Source organism: Halomonas sp. RT37, assembly GCF_040070525.1.
Classification (GTDB): Bacteria; Pseudomonadota; Gammaproteobacteria; order Pseudomonadales; family Halomonadaceae; genus Halomonas; species Halomonas litopenaei.
Map to the genome: position 1 here is coordinate 3,068,658 of NZ_CP098827.1, position 17,729 is coordinate 3,086,386.

Sequence of the window (17,729 nt, forward strand, 5' to 3'; positions counted from 1 at the left end):
CAACAGTGACCCTCGACAGCGAAGAACTGTTGATCCTTATCCCACAAATCGCATCATAGCCTGCCAGCGTTTTAAAAAGGCCCATCGGCACTCTAGAGCACATGCGAGATAAAATAGTCGCCGCACTCGACTTCGCGATCGTGGGTTCTAGTTATGGATATCGGTGTCTAACGCCATGGTCACCTCAAAATCACGAGCACAGCGAGTAATTTATCCGCGTGCAGCACTTTGTTATGCAATCTCGTGTGTTAGTAATTTCTTAAACGCCGCTACAAGGAGCTTTTCTCTTTCTTCCACGAACTGCCTGAAGTTTTCTAATGTAAGGTCAACATCTGGAATATAGTGTTTTTCCATATACGCTCTTCTATCATTTTTATCCGGATATTTTTCATTTATCCAAGCATGAAAACCCTTCCCTGATTTTTCTTGGTTAGGAACGCCCTCAAGTAGCTGCAAATTGGCCAAACAATCAAACTTTTCTAGATAGAACTCGATATCCTGCGTCTTTATTCCGCACTTCTCAAGCCGTTTTCTGGTAAATAGCCTCTTCGGAAATATGTGGTCTTGATGAAATTTATTTCTAAAATCGAGAGATGGATAGATAAACGCAAGGGCAGAATAGGTGTATGATCGACCATATTGGTAATACAAAAGGTTGTCTATTTCGTCCTCATCAAATGATATTGCTTTATTTCCACCTTTCAATTTATTCACAATCTCAAGCAACGGAAATCCATCTTCAGAAGCGTTGATGGCCTCACGAATTGGCCTAAGTACATTGTCAGGCTGCCCACTAAACGTCCTTTTCAAGAGCACCATCACTAGCCACTTGAAAATCTTTTGTCTATCATTTTTATATTTGGATGATTCAGAAAACTTTTCTGGACTACCAATCTTGTATAGGTACCCAGCTATTGGTATAAGGGCATTGTTTGATGTTAATGTATCTCTGTGATAACCAAGGCTTGAAATCAAAATAATTGCAGTTTTGATTGCTTTCGTTATATCATCCCATTGCTTTTCAATGGCAAGCATGTTTTCCTGGTTAAAATTATCAACTTTGAATGCTATATCCCTAAATCCAGATATAACCAAGCAACTTTTTAATACAAAATCTTTGTTAATGTTAAAACCGTCGCCTATGGCATTTATTTCGTCAACAAACGCTGTAATTTCCTCTCTGGCATCTTTTTCTTTCCATTGCGCAGTGGCTATTGAAAGCAAAAGATCCGAATAGCTTAACTGTGTTCCGCCGCTATTTACGCGAATAAATATATTTAGAACCTTATCTAAACTCTCTCCTCTTTCTAAGAAAAAGTTTATTGACTTGTTTTTGTGAATCACTTCGTACAATTTAAAAAGTGCTTTATTAGCATATCTAAATTTAACTTTCCCATATTCCGAGACGTCACTTTCTAGAAGAAAATCATTAACATCAACCGCCTCAGTCAAACTAAGTATATCACCGACGACAAACCAAAAGTGTCGGTCATCAGATTGTTCCGACTCCTTCTTTGTTAGAAATTTAAATTCATATTCCAAGTCACCATCATCGGCAGGTGCAAGCAAGTTTAAACACAGTTTTCGTTTTGGAAATGCAGAATCATTGTCCCATCTTCTACGTGGTAGCTTATAAGCATAGGTTCCTTTCAATCCAACATATAGCGATGTTAGTCGTTGCTGCCCATCCAAAATCGCTGTAATACCAGATTCCCCATCAATATTTGCTTTTGGATTGTGCGTATTGTCTCTTTCATGATATTCGCGAACAAACTCATAGAACTGGTAGTTATCGATATTGGCTTTCTCCACCTCCCAAAACAAGAAAGAACTTATTGGGTAGTCCCTCATTAATGAGTCAAAGAGTCGTTCGATCTGATCTGTTCCCCAAACGAACTCACGCTGGATGGCTGGAAGCAAATAGTTCTTCTTGTGTACATTATCAATCGCGTTTTTTATCGTGATTGGCTCTACAAACGCCATTTAACACACTCCATCTAATTTATTCACATAACGTCTGAGTTCACCGTCATTTGAGGCGATGCATGTTTTTCCGAAAGCAAAAATGGTCAGCGGGTCACTTCAGTCAAATGTCCGGTGCTACGATTTTTTGGGCGGCAACTCCACCAAAGCTAGATTGGCCCATAAACAGGTTTCCCATTCGCGAACTACAGTTGGGCTATATGGATAAAGTTCGCGCATTCAACTTCTGGCCGAACATGTTCTTTCCAACGTCGTCGATGACGCCCCACTTCGGAACGATTCCGGCGACTACAAGCGTGTTATGCAACAAGTACACAAGAGAATTTTCATGTGCCGGCACAGAATTTTCGAACCTAAGCGTATTGAAGGAAGAGTTCTTTACCGGTCTGTATAAAGCATGACCAGGAACACTTCTCACTTCGTTATTTGGGTCCACGTGATCAGGCAGATCACTTGTAAGAAAGGCCAGCGGATTGGTTCGTAAAACGGTCTGAATCTCATTTATTTTTACGATTTCGTGCCTTCCGTCATCAAATGCCAGCAAAATCATACCGTCATAACGAGGATCAACTCCAAACTCAGAAAGAGCATGCGGCAGAAAACACGCATCGAGTGGATCAAGACCTTGTGTACGGATCAGATCCAATTGCTCTACCGCCCAATGTAAGATCTCCTGACGATTTGGATGATCTTTTAACGCAACCTGATTTCTCTTCGCGGTCAAAGGGGGACTATCGATATACCCAACAAATGAACCGTGCCCTGATGCACGGGGATATGCGGCAAGGCCGCCTACTGTAAATAGTGAAAGAAATCCTCGGTCTGCGTGCATAAGTGACAGCGCAGCAAGGCCAATTTGAACGTCGCCCACATGTATAGCCCTTATGCGTGCAACATGGGCGTTAAATTTTTCAGCACTTTCGCCAACATTCATAAACTCAGAAAAAGATATCTTTCTAAGCCAATCATCGGCATCCTCTTCTGCCGGTGTCCCAGAATGAAGTAATATTTTCGCACCATCTCCTTGCTCAAGACTGACCGGCACATCGAGTCCTGCAACCAAACGTTGCAATATTGCGCCTAGTGGAACGAAAAACTCTTGCGCTCCTGCGACAGAAGCGCGAACTTTGAATTTCATTTCTTCTGAAATTACACCGTCCTTAAGCATCAGTGTGACTCGCGTGGACGTGGTAAAACCAGGAACCTTTCCACTACACATCAAGGGACGCAGCGAAAGCTGGTTCTTGAACTTTAATTCTCGACAATCATCTAGTCCGCAATCCCATCTGCGACTGACTACAGAGACAGCCTCTGCCACCATAAATACCGAATAAAAACCTATTCCAAATTTCCCAACAGGTTTGTAAGTAGACGCACGTAGCCCGGGAAATTCAGAGCGAACGAGCTCGGTACTCCAGAAACTGCTCCCAAAGTCGAGTAAGACTGATGTCGAGACACGCTCTGACATGCCGAGACCATCGTCCTCTACTTCAAGTTCGTAGTGTTCGCCAGATTTAAGCCGAACTGTCACTGAGCCGACATAATCCCTTTGAAGCACTCGCCGCGCCGCAATAGCATCGCGTGCATTTTGAATAAGCTCACGAAGCGCAACCCAAAGCTGGTCAGTATTCCCATATAACTGCTCGCCTCCTAATTGCCGAACCAGCCCTTCGACGTTGCCAACATGCAACTCAGCGTTGCAAGGTTGCCAACCAGAAACCCTCAAATAGGTGGACATTAGTCTTGGCGAATCCACTCCTGAGACACCTTTACAAGCAAACGGAGGGACCTCATGCACGCTCAACTCACTCAACAGTGCGTTGGACGCACGAATTTCACGGTCAATAAGACGCGCAGCATCGTACGCCACCCACCAAGCCTCAAAATCACTTTCGTTAAATGATCGAGTTGACGTGATAAGGAGATGCCCCGGTTCAGTCGGGTCAGTTGATGGCCGGCCTATCCAGTTCTGCGCCTTCCAATGGTCCAGGGATACGCCATTTCTATTGAGCAGTACATACAAAAAATCAGGAGATCTTCTTCCATCAATATGCGCAGCGTCAGCGCAACGCAAAATACAGGCGATCTTTTGAGGGCACACTCTCCACTCAGAGGGAAATTCGCTTGGACTGTTGACAAACCTGGGCAGTAGGCTTTGAACCTCTTCGATGGACCAGTGATGGCTTGCTGCGATTTGGCCAATAAGCTCACCGACGTGTGCCCTCAGATGTTCATCCGATATTAGAAAATGCTCAGGCGCACCGTTATTCTTCCAGCTTCGAGAACAAAGTTGACTAGCTTGCCCCGCGTGAAGCAATCGTATGGCCTGAAAATCCGCAGAATGCTTACGAGCGTCTTCGTTGTCTTCACCGTCCGAAACTGCTGCATATGAGTCTTTCCATTCGAGTGTTTCTCGAATTCCAGATAAGCCTCCCTCATAAGCCTCAAAGCACAGCGCCGCGTCGTGTAGCAGAATCGCGCCTCCAAGAATGAAGCCTTCCAAAGGATTAAGAGGATACGACCTCCCTACAAGCAAAGAAGCGGTTTCCCAGAGCGCGTCCAAGTGGGTTACATCGTGAACAGTTAATTCTGGAATGTCATTGCTAACTCTCTCCACGAGAACTGAGACACGATCTCGAAATGACCGCAACTCTGTGCGCAATCGCTCCAGCGCACTGGAGTGACCGTATGTGCTCTCATTACCGAGGCTCCGTTGCCAAAGAATTGTAGTTTCAAATGCCAGATTCCCAGAAGCCATGTTTGTACCTAGAGTTGTTCGGATGGATTACGTATAAGTGCTGCCGTTCGCTCGCATTTTCCGCCCAACGCCGCTAACAATGGCCGACCGTAGCGAGGTCCAGCACCGACGGGGCGGTGCTGCTTGGCCCTGTTTAATGTTGTTGGCTAGAAACTTGATTGAACATAGGAAAACAGTTTTCTTAGTACTTTGTCTGGGTGATCTGTAAACTCATAATCGATCTTATTTAAGTACTCTTCATATTTTTTCGGAATTATCTTCTAATGCTCCAACTCTCTCATCGCGGTTTTTTGGCTGGACCATTCTCACCAAATAAATCTAGCGCTTTCTGGGCAATGCAAGCCATTTTATTTGCCCCAATGGAGTCGATGGCTTTTGCAGCATAAAAAGCGATATCACCAGATGTATTATAAAAAAAGTAGATCGAAGCCACCTTTATTCAGTTCTGATTCCACAGACCATATTGTTTCCAATACGCGCTCTGTTTCACGTATATCATCGAATCCTTTTATTAAAGTTCGATCAGTGTTTTTTCAAATGCTTGCTCTATATTCATTATGACATTTAACGTTTCAATCATCTGACGCGTTAGCGGCCCGCTGAATTGACTTGTTATTTATTTCTGTCCAGTACTTAATGACAAACTTGATCCTTTCTATTAGGTCATCATATGTGACTATATCAATGACATTTTTGTATTGGCGTTTAACAACTTCAAAATCTTGAATTTGCTCGTGACTTAGGCCCTTTGTTCGGCCCATAATAATTAACCCACTCGGATTCGTTATTTTTATTTTGAAACCTGGCATAATATCATCTTTGTAATGCTCACTTAACTTTTCTTCTCCATTCTTTCCCCACTTATTCAAATAGAAAATATACTTTTCAATCTGCATAACTGTTCCGGAAAGCGCTCTAAGAGGGATATAGTTATCTCGATATGTCCTACTTGTTATGACACAACTATTAAATGGCTTCTTAATCTCCACTATGTCTGTGTTGCCGCCAGCATCAACAAGCAAATAATCGATATTTCTATTTTTGTTGTTATAGGTATCTCGGACGGGCGCCTCTTTAAATACGTGAATGTATTTCGGGTAAAGCAATAATAAAATCTGTAGTATTTCTTTTTGCCACTGCGCTTCCGAGTATGATTCTTCGTCATCAAGCATGTTGTTGAGCTTTTCGAGAATTCCTGTGTACTTCAGTAGCTCAACTTCAGAAAAGAGATAGCTTAGGTTGGTTCCTTCCCTTGAAGTGCGTTTATTCAAATATTGCTGATACTTTTCTTCGTAATCGTCTTTTGTTTCTAAATAAGAAGACAGAACACCAGAAATGCGTGCTGACGCGTATCTGTGCAGTTCGTACGCATTTGGAAATGCTTTTAGAAGCTCCCTAAGCGTCACTTCTGATATTGCGCCATCCTCATTGCCACCAATATATATCGACTGGCTTACGAGATCATCAACTTTTCTAAAAATTGAGATACCCCGTTCCGCAATAAATAGCTTTCGCTCAAGAGCTATGCTCTCATGTATATAGAGGTCATGTTCTATAGATAATACGTCTTTTGGAAAGCAAAAATATTCGCCTTCCTTTTCCGCAACCTGAAATTCTACTAACTTGTACTCATCACTCTGATCAAATGTAGTTAAAAGTTCATTTTTTGTGAGTGAGAATGCTTTTGCTATTCTTACAACACCCGATTCATCTAACTCGTGATAAACCCACTCAAGGCTGAGCCTTTCGCTCGAATACGCAAGAATCACCTTGTCATTCGATTTCTTGAATTCGATCATTGCCGATGCTCGATGTTTTTAAACATAACCCTGCGTTAAGCGGTGAGTGAACGTATGCTGCGTTTGAGCGAAGCGAGTCCAGCACACGCTTGCGAATCCGTCTTAAACGCCATTGTTATACTTTACAGAAACAGGTCCTTCAACTCTTCCGATTTTTTGTCGAACTCTTCTTGAGTAATAGCACCTGCATCAAGTAGTTTTTTGCACTCTAAAAGTTCAATTCTAGCTTTTTTTGAAACCATATTCTTTTTAAGCTTATGTAGGTAACCAACTTCAGCTTTATCATTGAATGGGGATGGAAGATTTACTCCGATTAAAAAAAGAAAGCTTGCGACTACGGCATAAACCATACCACCATAAGCAAAGAAATCACCTAGGTCTCGCATTTTAAAAAAATCATGTAAGCAAGCGCCAAAAAAGAAGATGGCACTACCTATGACAGCTTAAAATAACACTTTTTTAAAAATCATTCTCTCTTTTGAAAAAAAACGTAGATAAAACATAAAGCCCCCCTTGCTGGAGGGCTGCATATTATATTAATTATTTACAACTCCGTCGAATAAAAACTAAAAGTTCAATTACGTCCAGTCGAAAACGTGAAGTCACTCGGTAAACATAGCTCCTTTCTCACCGGCACATTCTGCGGAGAGCGTTTTTGTATTAAAACGGAGCGCAACGACAGGCACTAAAACGAACGTAGCTGTGTGTGCCGTGTGCAGCAACTTGTTAACCATTGAAATCCACTATAACCAAAACACCTTTCGCCGTGTCATATAGCACTAGCAAGGCATAAATAAATATGCCGGTCACTATGGAATTGAAGAGCAAAGGCATATTTTCGATAGATTGAATAATTGGAGCAGACTTAACGGACAAAACAACTATTGCAAGTATGATCAATCCAATTTGTTCTTTTATAGATAGAAGCATGTTGCTTCTTGTTTTTATGAATGCCTCAGCATTACCATTTTTATCTATAAGATCTCGCATCTTAGTTAGCACAATGCCCATTGTTGCAGCATTGACCGCCAATAGAGCCACAAGAATTGTCACTAAGTTAGACTCAAAAAAAACATAAAGAAATTTAGCCCCCAGCCAAACATTTAACATCTCGGTTAAGAAACCAATACCTAACGAAATAAATGATGTGACAAGTACCTGCTTAATCATTTAGCAACTCTTTTATAACGGAAGCCACTTCTTCAGCACTACCCTGTATTTCCATATCTCCAAGCTGGATTTCTTTGACCGTTTTAGATGTATGGTAGGTTGTTTTCACTCCATCGATCTTTAGCGAGATATTTCCGCCACCTTCACTACTATAGTTAACAAGACCCTGCAATGTCCGATTGCTTTCTTCGAGGTGCAGCGGAGCTTCAGGGTCGGATTCAATTTTTAATTTGTTTCTCGCCGAGTTAGTTGCCTTTGCAAAGGCTTTGAGATCGTCTGATAACGAGCCAGAGATGTTGGCCATGTTTGGCGTTATTATCTCAAACTCTACGGATTTAATTCTGCCTTGATACTGATGCAATAGCGACCAGAATTGTTGTTTTTCAAATAGCGGCTCATGTATCGATCGTAGGTGGTGCTGACTCAACTGAGGTGATATGGAATTAAGAATCATTTTAACGACTACCTCACATGACGAGAATGCAGTGGATCTTCGTTGGACAGCAATGAACTGCTTTTCCGGATTATTCCAGATTGCGACCAAGATGGATGGCCAGTTATCTATGACCTCGTCGCGAAAATCTTTAGTTTCACGATGAATTGACCTGTTGTGAGCGATTCTTAGAAGAAAGAAATCATCTTTTCCGTATAATTTCTTCGTTATCGTCTCATGCCTTTTATCTGAAAAGCTCTTCGTCGCTGCAATAGCTTCTGAAAAAAACTCGTTCTTCCGAGATATAAGTTCATCGATCGAACTAACCCCAGTCAATAAATTTCCCTGTAGAAATCTATCGATTGGCAAAAGCTGGTATCTAAAAAGCTCGAATGATGTCGTTTTCGCGCTCATATCTCTCCTTGATGGTTAACGCCCGCCAGCAGGCGTGCGTTTTTTATGCATCGCCTGCCTGGCATTGTTATGAATTTACTTCCAGCTAGAAAAATCGTGATACTGAAACCAAGGCACCCCGGCACCATCGCTGCCTGTCAATTCCTCCCCACAGTACGAGCAGAACTTAACATTGAGAATGACAGTAGCTATCGTCTTACCGATTTGTTCAAGATGGTGGTTCTCTTCTAGGTCGTCCCGAGATGCGGTCTGATTTAAATGTAGCAGAGGCTGATCATGCTCCAACTCAATCCAGACCTCGGCCTGCTTAATATCGCCACACTCATGGATCCTGTTCATTACAAGCGACCCTGAAATTCATAACTTTTTATTCATAGGCATACTTATTTCGCTTCCGCACGAACCTGCCTAGATTGCAGCCTATACCTTTGCATTCTTCCGTAACTTTCTCACTTAACGGCGGAGTAACCCGGGATAAAACGTGCATGCTTATGTTCAAAGCGCGCATGCCCAAAATCGCTCTGTCGTGATTGCAAAGCCATTGATTTTTCGTAACTTTATAGCGCCTGTTCGCAATAAACACGCGCTCTGAGACATCACTTCGAGCGTGCCTGTAAATCCTGTGTTTTATTTCGTATACACGAATGAATACTGCACCCAGAGAAACGGCGAAGGCATATCGCCAGTCGAAAGGCACACCTCCCCGTCACCTATAAACTACCGACCAGGCACGCTACCGCCACGGCGGCCACACGACATGACCACCCAGGCGGCGATTGCCGCTGTGCGATCACGAGTACGGAAGGAATTTAGGGCGGGTAACCGAAACGGCAGCACGCTGCCATACAGGCGGTAAGGCGCCCGCATTGAACGTCAGATTAGCGTTGGCTGGTCATCCCTTGGCCATCGTCGGCTTTCCTATCCCTGCGCGTGATCGTTGTTTTCGGGCTCGTAGCGGCACTGTTTATAGCTTGGCGTTGGCCATTAGCAGCAGAATAGACAAAAGATGTGAGGAATGGGAACGAATTTACGCGTTTTTTGGCTTAAGTCTTACAAACTGTTGAATTTCGGAAACTGCTTTTTGAAAGCACTTGCTCGAATAAAATTCGGGGATAGAGATTTGAAGCTGATACGACTGCCCTGCCCAGCGCGAGCAAGCAATCACTCGCATATGGCGGATGGGTGGTATAGCTTGTTCAGCTCGGCGCCAGGTAACCGCGATGCGTTTTTGATCCACCACAGAACCTTGCCGCCATTGACCGGAACGGCTCCGTGCGTCTGTGAGGCAACGTTTCGAGGTATCGCTACCAGGAAGCGTATTCACGCCCAGCGCGGCAAGCGGTCCTGGGTTGCCATACTGAGCACCAAAACGAGCCAATATACGTGAATACGTCAGAATGAGCTGCGAGGCTTCAGATGGATACCCGTATACAGTTTCGTATCGATCAAGAGACTAAGCGCCTAGCCCAGCAGATGGCAGAGAGCCAGGGGCGTACGCTCAGTGGCGCCTGCAGGGAATTGGCAGAACAACTCGCCGAGCAACAGCGCCGAGCAACAGCGCCAAGCAACAGCGCCAAGCAACAGCGCCAAGCAACAGCGCCAAGCAACAGCGCCAAGCAACAGCGCCAAGCAACGTCACACCATGACTGGTTATCGCTTCAGGTCAAGCGAGCATTTGACAGACTCGAAGCCGGTGCAGCGACCTTTGTCGATCATGAAACCGCAAAATCCCGGATGGCAGAACGAAAGTCACGGATCCGCGCCCGTGACCTTGCCCCGGTAATCGGCGATTCCAAGGGAAGAAGAGGGTCTGACAAGGCGTGAAGCCATTTTCGACTTCCTCTACCAGTTCAATCCTGTGGTCGCCGAACGGACTGATGGCCTGATCGAGGAAAGGGCAGAACTGCTGATGCTGCAACCGCTACTCGGCGTAGAGCGCCAAGGTATTCCTGGTCGCTTGCTAATCCTTCCGGAAGTATCGCTTCTGATCTCCTATCAGTTGGCAGGCTCAGATATCCGGATCGTGCGGGTCCTTCACCAAAAGCAGCAATTCCCGCCCGCCGATTGACGGCTAATCACTCTCTGACCGCAAAGGCTCGAAGCGGACGTAGCTTCTTGGCTCGTCTGATGGACGGAGTCAGCCGGCCCCACCCCTTCGCTCGATATCCGTTAAGCGTCATTACCTCACCTGCTCTGCATCCTGCCCATCAGTGTCTCGCTATCACGCCCTTGGCTGGCCGGCGTCGCCTGCCGCACCTGGCTCACCTACTAGCCGCTCTCGGTGTCGACATCGGCGAGGGGTTGGTCCTCGGCCGCGGGGTTGGCGTACTTCATCCAGGTCTTGCCGAGGTGGTTGCGCAGTTCGTTGCCGACCTGCTTGCCGTCGCGGGCTTCCAGGGCGGCCATGATGGCTTCGTGCTCGTCCATGGCCACGGACCACTTCTCGTTTTTCAGGTTGGAAAGGTAGCGCACTCGGTAGAGCTGTCGGCTCAGGGTGGCGTGGATCTCGATCAGGGAGTTGTTGCCGGAGAGCGAGACGATGCGGTTGTGGATCGCCTGGTTCAGGCGAAAGTAGTTCTGGCGGTCGCGGCGCAGGAAGGCGGCCTTCATCTCGAAGTGCAACGCCTGTAGCTCGGCGATGTCGTCGTCGCTGGCATTGGCGCAGCAGAGCTCCGCGGCGGACTGCTCCAGTACGCTCAGCACGTAGGCCTTTTCCTGTACGTCCTGGGGGCTGACGTCGGCGACCACCGCACCCCGGCGTGGGGAGATGACCACCAAGCCTTCTGCTGCGAGGATCTTGAACGCCTCGCGCATGGGGGTGCGCGAGACGTCCAGTTCTTCGGCCAGCTTGCGCTCGGGCAGCCGCTGCCCGGGCTGGAAGTGATCCATCACGATATGTTCACGCAGGTAGTTGGCGACCTTCTCCACCAGTCCTTCGCGTGCGTCCACTGCCGCTTCGTCCATCGTTATTGCCGTCATGGTCTTCGATACCTAAAGAATGGCATACCGTTTTTTGACGGGCAAACATTTGCGCGGTTTGTCTCACTGCATTTATTTGTTGTTATTCAACGATATAACGCGCATCTTTCGACATATTCGACCAAGGTCTATGCCCCAATCGTTTGACCATCAAAATGGTATACCACTACATTTCTCTGCATCTTGATCCCGCCCGATCCTTCCAGACCGAGGCCTTCAACCCGCTCAGGCAGCCCCCGGCAACGCGCCAGCGGTGGGCCAGGCCAGCACGGAGACGCTCTACGACCATGAATTACCTTCACCACTTTGATACCGCCACCACCGTCGAGGCATGCGTCGCGGGCGCTGGCGATTTCGGTCGCGGCATCCTCCGTCAGGCCCAGCAGATGCCTGGCATGAACGCGCGTATCGCGGTGGACATTAGCGCCGAGACGGCCGCCCAGGCGTTCGAGAAGGCCGGCATTCCGGCCTCGCAGATTGCGGTATGCCAAACGCAGGACGAGGCAAGCGACGCCTGGCAGGCGGGCAAGTTTGTCGCCTGTGGCGATCTCGAAGTGGTCAAACACCTGGATTTCGACATCCTGGTGGAAAGTACTGGTATACCAAACGCCGGTGCCACCCACGCGGCCAGTGCACTCAAGGCCGGCAAGCACGTCGGCATCGCCACCAAGGAAACCGAATCGGTGGTCGGTCCCTACCTGACCCGCCTCGGTAACCGCCATGGTCGCCTGTTTACTCCGCTGGACGGTGATCAACCGAGTCTGTTGATCGGCCTGGTGACCTGGGCCCAGACACTGGGCTTCGAGATCATCGCCGCCGGCAAGAGCAGCGAATACGACTTTGTCTGGGACGAGGCGGATCAGGCGATCTGGTGCAACGGCACCCGCTTCGACGCCCCGGACATGGCCGAGCTGTGGACGCTGCCCGAGGGCGACGAGCGCAGCGTGGTGCGCGCCCGTGGCGAGCACTTGAGCGCCATTCCGCAGATCTCCGCACCGGACCTGTGCGAGATGACCAATGTCGCCAACGCCACCGGCCTCACCCCCGACCACCCTGCCTTCCACGCCCTGGTGCTGCGTACCCATGAGGTGCCGACCCTGCTGGATCTGGAAGGCAACGGCGGCGTGCTCTCCGGCACGGGGCGTCTGGAGGTGTTCAACTGTCTGCGCCGCCCGGACGAGCTGAGCTTCGCAGGTGGTGTCTTCGTGGTGGTGCGCTGCGAGGATGCACACGCCTGGGAGGTGCTGGACGGCAAGGGCCATATCCTGAGTCGCAGCAAGAAAAGCGCCATGGTCTACCTGCCGCGCCACCTGCTGGGCCTGGAAGCGCCGATCTCGCTGCTCGACGCCGTGCTCAAGGGCCTGCCCTCCGGCGGCGGCCAGGCTACCCGCCCGGCGGTTGACCTGGTCGCCCGGGCAACGGTGTCACTCAGCAAGGGGCAGGAGCTCGAGATGAAGGGCCACCATCGCCACATCGCAGGCCTTCAGCCCGAGGTGCACCCCGCCGCTGCGCTACTCGATGCCACCCCGGTGCCCTTCTATCTGCTGCCCGGCGCCGTCCTCAAGCGCGATGTGGCCGCCGGCGAGTTGATCAGCGTGGCCGACGTGCAGCTGCCCGACTCCACCTTGCTCCACCTTCGCCGCGAGCAGGACGCGATGTTCTTCTCCACCGCCGAATCTTCCTCCGAACCGGCCTGACGTCATGTCAGGCCACCTGGCAACCACTGGGCAGATGCCCATGCTAAACCACAACAACCACCCCCAGGAGAACGCCATGATCACCCGAAACGCGATCATCACCGCCAGCGCCCTCGGCCTGTCGCTCGTCGTTGCGAGCCCCGCCGCGCTGTCCGCCGACGAGGCGGCCGACTTCCCCTCCAAGCCGCTGCAGTTCCTGGTCGCCGCCGGCGCCGGTGGCGGCACCGATAACTTTGCGCGCACCATCAAGCCGCTGCTTGAAGAGGCCATGGACACCCGCGTGACGGTGGTCAACCTGCCGTCCGCCTCCGGCGCCCTGGCCCACCAGCGTACCGCCAACGGCGACGCCGACGGCCACACCCTGGACTTCGCCTCCTCGACCCTGGTCACCTCGCTTGCCGCCGGCCAGAACCCCACCGGCCTCGACCAGCTCACCCCGGTGGCGCGTATGCAGTCCGACGTGATGACGCTGATCGTCGATCCGGACAAGTACGCCGACTTCGACGCCTTCATGGAGCACGCCAAGGCCAACCCGGGTCAGGTCATCATCGGCGGCACCCACGCGGCCAGCCCCGACCGCATGGCCTTCCTGTCGTTCCGTGACGCCACCGGCCTGGACATCAGCTTCATTCCCTACGACGAGGAAGGCAGCGTCGCCGCCAACGTCATGGGCGGCAACATCGATGGCCTGTTCGGCGAGATCAGCTCGGTGCTGAGCTATATGGAATCCGGCGAGATGATGCCGATCCTGGTGTTCGCCGAGGAGCGTCTGGAGAACTTCCCGGACATCCCCACCACCGTCGAGAACGGCTGGGACCTGACCGACGGCAACGAGCGTGGCATCTTCGTCCACGCCGACACCCCGGACGCCATCGTCGAGAAGCTCGAGTCCACGCTGAAGAGCGTCTACGACTCCGAGACCTACCAGGAGTACGAAGAGCGGGTGAACCTGCACTACCGCGAGGGCTGGCTGGGTAGCGACGACTACCGCGAGAAGCTCGAGCAGAACCTGGAACTCTACACGCGGCTTCTGGAAAACACCTGATCCCGTGGACTGGCGGGCCGGGTACTACCCGGCCCCTCACCTTGCGCTGACGGGACTCGCTCCCGCTGGCCCGCCGTGAACCGAGCCTCACCATGCATACCAAGTTCACCGTCTTTGCCGTCCTGCTGCTGGTACTGGCCGCCGTCACCCTGGTGCCGACGCTTGATTTCCCGAGCTCCGAGGACGTCTCGACCTTTATCGGCCCGCGCCTGTGGCCGCTGTCGCTGTTGCTCCTGCTGATCGTGCTGTCGGCGACCCTGCTGGTCTCCACCCGCATGAGCCAGGCCAAGGAGCGTGCCAGCGACGCCGAGGCCAAGGCTTCGATGGAGAAAGCCCCAGCGACTGAACCCGGCCAACAGGCTGACGCCGGCCAGGACAGCGCCACCGACAACGTCACCGACAGCACCACCGAAGCCGCTGGCGTTGCTCTTGACCCTGGGTTTCTTGCCGCCAACCGCCACTGGTGGCTGATGGGCACCACCGTTGCCTACACCCTGCTGATGCCGGCCATCGGTTTTTTGCTGGCCACCGTGATCTTCACCCTGGCCTGCACCCTGCTGCTTGGCGCGCGCCACTGGGCGGCCCTGCTTGCCACCGTGGTCATCGCCGTTGCGCTGATCCAGGGCGTGTTCTCCACCCTGCTGGGCATCCCCTTGCCATGACACCCAGCCGGTACGATTTTCCACCAGTATTTCGCGGGAGCTGACGATGCTGGAGAGTTTTCTCAGTGGGCTAGGCGTGGTCTTCCAGCCCATGAACCTGTTGATCCTGACCTCGGCCGTGTTCATCGGCTTTATCGGTGGCGCGCTGCCGGGCATCAGCGGCGTGATCCTGGTGGTCATCCTGCTGCCGGTCACCTACGGCATGGAGCCCACCCAGGCGTTCATGCTGCTGACCGCCATCTACGGCTCCACCGTCTTCTCGGGGCTGATCACCGCCATCCTCTATCGCGCCCCGGGCACCCCGGAGGCGGTGATGACGGCCTTCGACGGCTACCCCATGACCCAGCAGGGCGAGGCCGGCAAGGCGCTGGGCATCGGCGTGCTGAGCTCGGCGGTGGGCGGCCTGGTCGGCACCATCGCGCTGATCATCTTCACCCCGATGCTGGCCTCGGTGGCGCTGAAGTTCTCCTCCCCCGAGTACTTCGCACTCGCCATCCTCGGCCTGACCGTGGTGGCCTCCCTCGGTGGCCGGCTGATCCTCGGCTTGATCGGCGCCACCCTGGGCCTGTTGATCGCCACCATCGGCATCGACCCGCTCACCGGCACCAGCCGCTATACCTTTGACAACCTCAACCTGGCCGAGGGGGTCGGGCTGATTCCGGTCATCGTCGGTCTGTTTGCGGTGTCCGAGGTGATGAAGCGCTCCCTGAGCCGTGACGCCGAACAGCCGCTGACCAAGGTCAAGATCAAGATCTTCGACGCCCCCATCCTGAAGAAGATCGGTGTGACCCTGTCGCGCTCATCGATACTTGGCGTCATCATCGGCATCCTGCCGGGCATCGGCGCCAGCACCGCCGCCATGGTCAGCTACAGCGAGACCGTGCGCTGGTCCAAGCACCCGGAGAAGTTCGGCAAGGGCGCACCGGAGGGTATCGCTGCACCGGAGGCCGCCAACAACGCCGCCGCCATGGGCGCCCTGGTGCCGCTGTTCGCGCTCGGTATTCCGGGAAGCGGTACCACCGCGATCATCCTCGGCGCCTTTATCATGCATGGCCTGCAGCCAGGGCCGATGTTCATGCTGACCTCGAGCGACCTGATCTACGCGGTGTTCGCTGGGCTGTTCGTGGTGAACTTCATGATCCTGGCGTTCTCCAAGCCGTTCATCAAACTGTTCACCCGACTGCTCAACGTGCCCTACTCGGCGCTGGGCCCGATCATCCTGATGTGCTGCATCGTTGGTACCTACTCGGTGCGCAACTCGATGTTCGACGTCTGGCTGATGCTTGGCTTCGGGGTGCTCGGCTTCCTCTTGGAGAAGATCAAGTTCCCGCTGGTCTCGATCATTCTTGGCCTGGTGCTCGGCCCCATCGCCGAGAGCGAACTGCGTCGCTCGCTGGCCATGTCACAGGGCGATCTCAGTATCTTCTTCTCGCGTCCGATCAGCGCAAGCCTGATCGCAATCGCCGTGCTGCTTCTGGGCACCACCATCGTCATTGCCCTGCGCAAGCGGGCGAGGAACCGGGCCGCTGCGATGGGCTGAGGTGATAAAGCCACACACCGGCTGACCACCAGCATCCTCCCCTCGCAGAAACGACATCGCCCTCGCTGCCGACCACGCAACGAGGGCGATTTTTTTGCTGAATCATACGCGGGTGCCAACAACGCTATCTGAGTCGGGCGGCCTGACGGCCAGATGCCCATCTTGTCCTAAGCTTATCCAACAGGAGGTGGCCGATGACCACAGTAACCGTCGAGAATGCTCGCGCTGAGCTCGAAGCCTTGATCGACAAGGCATTGGAAAGCCACGAACCTATTTTCATCACCGGTAGAAGAGGTGACGCCGTCTTGCTGGCGGAAGATGACTGGCGTGCCATCCTGGAAAGCCTCCACCTGGCTTCCCTACCTGCCATGGGCGAATCGATCAGGGAAGGGCTGGAAACCGATCTCGGCCAGTGCGAGCGAGAACTAAAATGGTGACTTGGCAGACAGGCTAGAGAGAACGCTTCGCCCCGAGTGCAAACTTTCTGCGACACCGCTTTTTACGCCCAGGCATCGCAAGCCTCAGCAAGAATGCGGCAGAAAAACGCAAAGCATGAAGCAAATCCTGGGACGGAAATCCCGGATAATTTCAATAAAGAGAAGAGACGGCAGGAAAGGGATAACACCAAAAATCAGCACTGGCTCCCCGAACAGGACTCGAACCTGTGACCCAATGATTAACAGTCATTTGCTCTACCAACTGAGCTATCGGGGAACAACGATGTGCAGTACTTCAAGCTTGGCGACAATGTCAGCAATGCTGCAAGGCAAGATGGCTCCCCGAACAGGACTCGAACCTGTGACCCAATGATTAACAGTCATTTGCTCTACCAACTGAGCTATCGGGGAATTACCTTGAATTGTCGGTGCGTGACGCGGGATCAACCGTTGCGGTTGGCTCCCCGAGCAGGACTCGAACCTGCGACCCAATGATTAACAGTCATTTGCTCTACCAACTGAGCTATCGGGGAATCGCCTCAAGCACGGGGCGTAGTATACGGATCGCTCCGAGATCGTCAAGCCCGGTTGCGCTTTTGTTGACCCAAGGACTGGCTTAACCCGCTGATCCGCCTCGTAACCTGGGTTCGGGCGGCTCTGGCTGCCGTCACGATGCACTGCACTGTCCTGAAGCCCTATCCTGAAGCCTATCCTGAAGCCCTGCCCTGAACGTTGGCCCCTCGCCCACCGGGCAGGTGCGGGCGGGTCACAAACGCTGAAAGACAGTGCCAGACGATGGCTGACGGGAGGCA

Annotated in this window: 15 protein-coding genes and 3 tRNA genes; 7 read left to right on the forward strand and 11 right to left on the reverse strand. The window is 51.6% G+C overall.

Annotated features, from left to right (window positions below; translation table 11 throughout):
- Positions 1 to 231 precede the first annotated feature (231 nt).
- The 7 genes from NFG58_RS13270 to NFG58_RS13300 form a co-directional block, all read right to left on the reverse strand.
- A complete protein-coding gene (locus tag NFG58_RS13270; protein WP_348826709.1) occupies positions 232 to 1,983 on the reverse strand; it encodes a DUF262 domain-containing protein in 1,752 nt (583 codons plus the stop codon).
- A 196-nt stretch (positions 1,984 to 2,179) separates the two neighbouring features.
- Positions 2,180 to 4,645, reverse strand: a complete 2,466-nt coding sequence (locus NFG58_RS13275; RefSeq protein WP_348826710.1) for an ATP-binding protein — start codon at positions 4,643 to 4,645, stop codon at positions 2,180 to 2,182.
- A 373-nt stretch (positions 4,646 to 5,018) separates the two neighbouring features.
- Positions 5,019 to 5,174 (reverse strand): DUF4375 domain-containing protein, encoded by a 156-nt coding sequence (locus tag NFG58_RS13280; protein WP_348826711.1) that lies wholly within the window; start codon positions 5,172 to 5,174, stop codon positions 5,019 to 5,021.
- A gap of 139 nt (positions 5,175 to 5,313) precedes the next feature.
- A complete protein-coding gene (locus NFG58_RS13285; RefSeq protein WP_348826712.1) occupies positions 5,314 to 6,540 on the reverse strand; it encodes a Shedu immune nuclease family protein in 1,227 nt (408 codons plus the stop codon).
- Positions 6,541 to 6,662: 122 nt separating this feature from the next.
- Positions 6,663 to 6,926 carry a hypothetical protein gene (locus tag NFG58_RS13290; RefSeq protein ID WP_348826713.1) on the reverse strand — a complete coding sequence of 88 codons (264 nt, stop codon included), beginning with the start codon at positions 6,924 to 6,926 and terminating at the stop codon, positions 6,663 to 6,665.
- Between the two features lie 340 nt (positions 6,927 to 7,266).
- Positions 7,267 to 7,710 carry a hypothetical protein gene (locus tag NFG58_RS13295; RefSeq protein ID WP_348826714.1) on the reverse strand — a complete coding sequence of 148 codons (444 nt, stop codon included), beginning with the start codon at positions 7,708 to 7,710 and terminating at the stop codon, positions 7,267 to 7,269.
- Entirely contained in the window at positions 7,703 to 8,557 is an 855-nt protein-coding gene (locus NFG58_RS13300; RefSeq protein ID WP_348826715.1) for a hypothetical protein, read from the reverse strand. Before NFG58_RS13300 ends, NFG58_RS13295 begins: the two co-directional genes overlap by 8 nt.
- 1,416 nt (positions 8,558 to 9,973) lie before the next feature.
- Between NFG58_RS13300 and NFG58_RS13305 the strand changes: the two genes are divergently transcribed.
- Both NFG58_RS13305 and NFG58_RS13310 read left to right on the forward strand, forming a co-directional pair.
- Positions 9,974 to 10,381 (forward strand): hypothetical protein, encoded by a 408-nt coding sequence (locus NFG58_RS13305; protein ID WP_348826716.1) that lies wholly within the window; start codon positions 9,974 to 9,976, stop codon positions 10,379 to 10,381.
- A gap of 4 nt (positions 10,382 to 10,385) precedes the next feature.
- On the forward strand, positions 10,386 to 10,625 hold the full coding sequence (locus tag NFG58_RS13310) for a type II toxin-antitoxin system RelE/ParE family toxin (RefSeq protein ID WP_348828136.1): 240 nt from the start codon (positions 10,386 to 10,388) through the stop codon (positions 10,623 to 10,625).
- A 200-nt stretch (positions 10,626 to 10,825) separates the two neighbouring features.
- Here NFG58_RS13310 and NFG58_RS13315 read toward each other — a convergent pair whose 3' ends face one another.
- Positions 10,826 to 11,536: a GntR family transcriptional regulator gene (locus NFG58_RS13315; RefSeq protein ID WP_261395451.1), complete on the reverse strand. Its 711-nt coding sequence runs from the start codon at positions 11,534 to 11,536 to the stop codon at positions 10,826 to 10,828.
- Between the two features lie 287 nt (positions 11,537 to 11,823).
- Between NFG58_RS13315 and NFG58_RS13320 the strand changes: the two genes are divergently transcribed.
- From NFG58_RS13320 to NFG58_RS13340, 5 genes are all read left to right on the forward strand, one after another.
- Positions 11,824 to 13,233, forward strand: coding sequence for a flagellar biosynthesis protein FlgA (locus NFG58_RS13320; RefSeq protein WP_348826717.1), 1,410 nt, complete (start codon positions 11,824 to 11,826; stop codon positions 13,231 to 13,233).
- Between the two features lie 76 nt (positions 13,234 to 13,309).
- Positions 13,310 to 14,278, forward strand: a complete 969-nt coding sequence (locus NFG58_RS13325; protein WP_045994607.1) for a tripartite tricarboxylate transporter substrate binding protein — start codon at positions 13,310 to 13,312, stop codon at positions 14,276 to 14,278.
- 92 nt (positions 14,279 to 14,370) lie between these two features.
- Positions 14,371 to 14,940, forward strand: a complete 570-nt coding sequence (locus NFG58_RS13330) for a tripartite tricarboxylate transporter TctB family protein (protein WP_348826718.1) — start codon at positions 14,371 to 14,373, stop codon at positions 14,938 to 14,940.
- Between the two features lie 46 nt (positions 14,941 to 14,986).
- The gene (locus NFG58_RS13335) at positions 14,987 to 16,480 is read left to right on the forward strand and encodes a tripartite tricarboxylate transporter permease (protein ID WP_348826719.1); all 1,494 of its coding nucleotides are present in this window, start codon (positions 14,987 to 14,989) and stop codon (positions 16,478 to 16,480) included.
- A gap of 194 nt (positions 16,481 to 16,674) precedes the next feature.
- Positions 16,675 to 16,917: a type II toxin-antitoxin system Phd/YefM family antitoxin gene (locus NFG58_RS13340; protein ID WP_045994604.1), complete on the forward strand. Its 243-nt coding sequence runs from the start codon at positions 16,675 to 16,677 to the stop codon at positions 16,915 to 16,917.
- Positions 16,918 to 17,118: 201 nt separating this feature from the next.
- On the opposite strand, the gene NFG58_RS13345 is transcribed toward NFG58_RS13340, so the two are convergent.
- The 3 genes from NFG58_RS13345 to NFG58_RS13355 form a co-directional block, all read right to left on the reverse strand.
- Positions 17,119 to 17,194, reverse strand: a tRNA-Asn gene (locus NFG58_RS13345).
- A gap of 58 nt (positions 17,195 to 17,252) precedes the next feature.
- Positions 17,253 to 17,328, reverse strand: a tRNA-Asn gene (locus tag NFG58_RS13350).
- Positions 17,329 to 17,374: 46 nt separating this feature from the next.
- Positions 17,375 to 17,450, reverse strand: a tRNA-Asn gene (locus tag NFG58_RS13355).
- Between the last annotated feature and the right edge of the window lie 279 nt (positions 17,451 to 17,729).

Excerpts from the sequence above, each read along its gene's own strand:
- NFG58_RS13270 (WP_348826709.1), bottom strand. The coding sequence starts at position 1,983 with ATGGCGTTTGTAGAGCCAATCACGATAAAAAACGCGATTGATAATGTA.
- NFG58_RS13285 (WP_348826712.1), bottom strand. The coding sequence starts at position 6,540 with ATGATCGAATTCAAGAAATCGAATGACAAGGTGATTCTTGCGTATTCG.
- NFG58_RS13290 (WP_348826713.1), bottom strand. The coding sequence starts at position 6,926 with ATGCGAGACCTAGGTGATTTCTTTGCTTATGGTGGTATGGTTTATGCC.
- NFG58_RS13295 (WP_348826714.1), bottom strand. The coding sequence starts at position 7,710 with ATGATTAAGCAGGTACTTGTCACATCATTTATTTCGTTAGGTATTGGT.
- NFG58_RS13300 (WP_348826715.1), bottom strand. The coding sequence starts at position 8,557 with ATGAGCGCGAAAACGACATCATTCGAGCTTTTTAGATACCAGCTTTTG.
- NFG58_RS13305 (WP_348826716.1), top strand. The coding sequence starts at position 9,974 with ATGGATACCCGTATACAGTTTCGTATCGATCAAGAGACTAAGCGCCTA.
- NFG58_RS13315 (WP_261395451.1), bottom strand. The coding sequence starts at position 11,536 with ATGACGGCAATAACGATGGACGAAGCGGCAGTGGACGCACGCGAAGGA.
- NFG58_RS13320 (WP_348826717.1), top strand. The coding sequence starts at position 11,824 with ATGAATTACCTTCACCACTTTGATACCGCCACCACCGTCGAGGCATGC.
- NFG58_RS13325 (WP_045994607.1), top strand. The coding sequence starts at position 13,310 with ATGATCACCCGAAACGCGATCATCACCGCCAGCGCCCTCGGCCTGTCG.
- NFG58_RS13330 (WP_348826718.1), top strand. The coding sequence starts at position 14,371 with ATGCATACCAAGTTCACCGTCTTTGCCGTCCTGCTGCTGGTACTGGCC.
- NFG58_RS13335 (WP_348826719.1), top strand. The coding sequence starts at position 14,987 with ATGCTGGAGAGTTTTCTCAGTGGGCTAGGCGTGGTCTTCCAGCCCATG.
- NFG58_RS13340 (WP_045994604.1), top strand. The coding sequence starts at position 16,675 with ATGACCACAGTAACCGTCGAGAATGCTCGCGCTGAGCTCGAAGCCTTG.